Source organism: Pseudoalteromonas sp. PPB1 (assembly GCF_015356275.1).
GTDB classification, from domain to species: Bacteria; Pseudomonadota; Gammaproteobacteria; order Enterobacterales; family Alteromonadaceae; genus Pseudoalteromonas; species Pseudoalteromonas rubra_D.
Genome location: NZ_JACEQV010000060.1, coordinates 1 through 3,260 on the forward strand (window position 1 = coordinate 1; position 3,260 = coordinate 3,260).

The window sequence follows — 3,260 nt, forward strand, 5'->3', positions numbered from 1 at the left end:
TAGAGGTGGCCGTTACTGTCTCCCCAGACATCGCTGCTGGGGGTGACCGGGCTGGCCTGTCCCGACACACTAAAAGCCCCCAGCATCAGGGCCAGGGTTCCTTTGTACTTAAACATGTTTGCTCACTTTGTTTTTTATTTTTATCTGACGTTAATACCTGTCTGCATTTACACACATTCAGTTTGAAGACACATCACGCGCGCTGGCAGACCCAGAATGAGCGTAATTCTCACCCGGGACCTTGATAGTGTCACAGAGACACAGGCAGCCTGTTGCACACAAAATCAGGATACCTGAATGCAGTGCTCTGACTTGAGCACAGAGGTATAGCCGTATCGACAATTCGGTCGGTGGTGTTATTCAACCACCTTCACTTCAACTTCATCGATTTGGCAGTTCGCAGAAGCCTGATTAAAAGTGAGCTTAACGGGCAGGTTCGCGGCAACAGCCGTGAGTAGCATAGACTGCATATTGCGATAGTTTTCGCTGGTTTTATTCAGTGCAGCCGCTTCTTCCTGGTCCAGGTTACAAGCCAAAGTGGCATTAGTACCCTGAGGGAACTTCACTTTTACCTGAGTGGTGTTTGCAACAACCGAAGAAAATACAGCGTTTGATACGCCTTCACAGCTGTACTTATTGCAGCTTGCAGCAGCCTGACCGGCGAAAGTGATAAATAAAGCGGAGATAGCAAGTGTAGAAAATTTCATTATTATTATGTCCTTTTGAGAGTTATCGGTACAATGATACCTAAAAAGGAACACTAAAAAAACTTTAAATTCACACTTGTATTAACAAAGAAACAAACCTCGCAGCAGCAACCTCAGGTTTTGTAACTAACTCAGTCGCTTATTTTTTAAATGCAGTAGTGTGATTTAAGTTACTTGTTCTTTGTCACAAGTACCTCAGTAGTAGTTGTACTTACTTCACCGTGAACCTTGACGGTGGTTAGATTCAAACAGAAAGTTACCTATCAGACGATACAACTCACTGAAAGAATATAAATCAGTGCGAAAAAGCGCCAGCCTTGAAGGGCTGGCGCTTTTTGTTATGGTTTTTTAATTTCCTGTGGATATATGGCATATCTCGAAGTCTTACCCGCCCTATCCGGCAATCGTTTTAAATAGCTCACGACTGTTAAACTGCCAGAAGTTTGAGTGTTCTCAACATAATCAAACGTTGCGATCACTTCGACCCACTTTCCTTCGAACTCCTTTCTGATTTCCTCATCCAGTTGCGCAATAGATAGCTTAAAACTGTTATTAAATGCATAGTGGTTATAAGCCTCAAAGCTCGCATATAAATACATGTCTTTGCTTCCTGTCGAGGCAACCCCCTGTACAGAGACCTCCTTTCCTCGATAATCAGCTTTATTCACTATAAGGTCGTAAAAAGACACTTTTTGTGGTGCTGCGCTGAGTACACAGCTTGACAACAATCCACTTAGCATCACAATACTAGCTACTACACTTCTTATTTGTTTAACCATTCGTAATCATCACCCACATATTGATCGCCATTTTTTACCCAGTCAGTGTAATCATGACCATACAAGAAGCCTTTTTCAGTGATCCCTGGAGTCACTTTTTCAGCAGCTTTAAACCCGTCATAGTCAAACTTAGCCATCATTCTGCCACTCGCTGTCATATAAGTGTTACGTGTAGTCTGCTGGATATCTGATGGGCTCAGTAAACGATAAAAAGACGAGCCATGGGAGTGTACATCAGCGACAGCACCAGAAACAACAGACAGGCCAACACTTTCAGATTCAAATTGAGTTTGTAGTTCACCTATAACAGCTTTACCATTTGACTCCGTAATCATAGCGCCAATTTCAATATTATACTTTTCAGCAATAGTATCGATTTCAAACGCAAAGTCACCTACAGCATCATCTACACTGTACGACTCGGCACTCTCACGATAACTTTTCAGATTTTTAGCTGCATTCTTAATATCGGTGTTGATTTTCTTAATAACATCATCACTAAAACGCTCTTTACCACCCCGGTTATACTTAACAGGCTGCTCATCAGAGCTATTTCTCGAACGGGTTTGCTGTTGTTGGGCAGTATTACCATCTGTCTGACTATTACCTTGCTGCTTAGTCTCTAACCCATCAACACAGCCTCCACCGGCTGCCATATTCAGCATACAGGTAACCGCCTGACCTTTCGCAAACCCTTTGGCCCAGCCGCCAGCAAAGTTCGCCAGTGCCGTTCCGCCCTGATTCGCTGCCTGGATAATACCCACCGCCAGCTTTGCGTAACCATAGTATGAATAGGCTGTCAGCAAACCACTGAGTACAGTCGCTGTCACACCCGTGATAATTCCCTGGGTGATTGCCGCATTCAGTGCCCAAATTGCTATCGTGGCAAAGATATATCCACTGGGGTCGGTCTTATTCAGCGGGTTATTCATTACATACGAGTAGCGGTTCAGGTTCTGAATATTATTCGGCGCCTGCACCATAGGGTCTGCCTGTAAGAAACGTCCCAGGATTGGGTCGTAAATACGCCCGCCCATGTGCACCAGGCCCACTTCATCCATCTGCTCATGACCCGTGTAACCACGTAGTGTCAGCTTGCTGGTGAACTTATTCTGGTCGCTGAAGTCTCTCGCCCAGGTGGTCGCGTTTCGCCGTGCACCGAACACATCAAAGCTCATCACCTGCTCTTTCTTACCACTGGCATCCGCAATCACATGCGTTGAACCCAGATGGTCGTCCAGCATAAAGCGTGTTGTCGCCTGATTGTTCACTGTGGTAATAAGTACCTTGCCCGCAATGTAGCGCTTACTCACCCAGGTGCTCTGGCCACCATAGCGAACGAACTCCACATTACCCACATAACGGGTTTCCTGTGCGATTGGAATAAAGGTGCTGATATCCCCGTTGAGGATAGGCAACAGCAAACCTTTTTCACCACCAAATTCAGTACGCTTATAGCGCTTACCAGAACCCGAGTAGGCAAACTCCATCCAGTAGCTGTCTTTTTTGATGTAAACCGGCTTGTGGAAGCTGTTGTATACCAGCTCTCGGGCATTGTCCTTCACCATATTACCCGCCGCATCGTACTGGTAGGTATTGGCTCTGTCACCCGTGACTTTCGTCACCGCATGGGGGCGGCTCGACTGGTAATGATAATGGCCCACACCTGTTTTATAGGTGATGTTACCCAGCTCATTATAGCTGATTGTGGTGCTCGGCCCCCCTGATATCGCACTGCTGGTAACCCGGTTCAGGCTGTCATACCCGAACGTTT

Annotated in this window: 3 protein-coding genes; all 3 read right to left on the reverse strand. The window is 45.9% G+C overall.

Translation table 11 applies throughout. The features are described from left to right. Positions 1-356: 356 nt before the first annotated feature. Positions 357-707: a hypothetical protein gene (locus IY568_RS24200; RefSeq protein ID WP_194868948.1), complete on the reverse strand. Its 351-nt coding sequence runs from the start codon at positions 705-707 to the stop codon at positions 357-359. A 338-nt stretch (positions 708-1,045) separates the two neighbouring features. After that, positions 1,046-1,486, reverse strand: coding sequence for a hypothetical protein (locus tag IY568_RS24205; protein WP_138539868.1), 441 nt, complete (start codon positions 1,484-1,486; stop codon positions 1,046-1,048). Then, positions 1,471-3,260: RHS repeat domain-containing protein (locus IY568_RS24210; protein WP_194868949.1), on the reverse strand; the 1,790-nt coding region annotated here is incomplete at its 5' end. The genes IY568_RS24210 and IY568_RS24205, both read right to left, overlap by 16 nt.